Origin of the sequence: Bradyrhizobium sp. BRP23 (genome assembly GCF_020194135.1) — a bacterium.
GTDB lineage: Bacteria > Pseudomonadota > Alphaproteobacteria > Rhizobiales > Xanthobacteraceae > Bradyrhizobium > Bradyrhizobium yuanmingense.
In genome coordinates this window covers 1-379 of record NZ_JADYVW010000076.1, presented here as the reverse complement: position 1 = coordinate 379, position 379 = coordinate 1, and the positions used below count along the sequence as shown (strand labels likewise).

The window sequence follows — 379 nt, the reverse complement described above, 5'->3', positions numbered from 1 at the left end:
GTTCGCGTTCACCCAGGTCTTGCCGTTGTCCACCGAGTACTGCCGGCTGGACACCGTGCCGTTGTCGGTGGCGGACACGGTCAGCGTGACGTTGCCCGTGTACCAGCCGTTCGCCCCGGTCGGCGCCGACGGCGTCAGCGCGGCCGACACCGTGGGCGGCGTCTTGTCCGCGACCCCGGCGCCCTGGAACGTGAAGGCGTCGACGTCGACCCCGCCACTGGAGGTGACGAACAGCTTGCCCGCACCCGAGGGCAGCCCGGACAGCGGCGTGGTCACCGTCTGCCAGCCGGTACCCGCGGGCACGTCGATCGTCGCGAACGGCGCCGCGTCGGCGGCGTTCCACCGCAGCTGCAGCTGGCCGGCGCCACGCGCCTTGGTC

General features: G+C 72.8%; 1 protein-coding gene. It reads right to left on the bottom strand.

From position 1 onward, the window contains the following. Positions 1-379: hypothetical protein (locus I6F24_RS37410; protein WP_225156631.1), on the bottom strand; the 379-nt coding region annotated here is incomplete at both ends.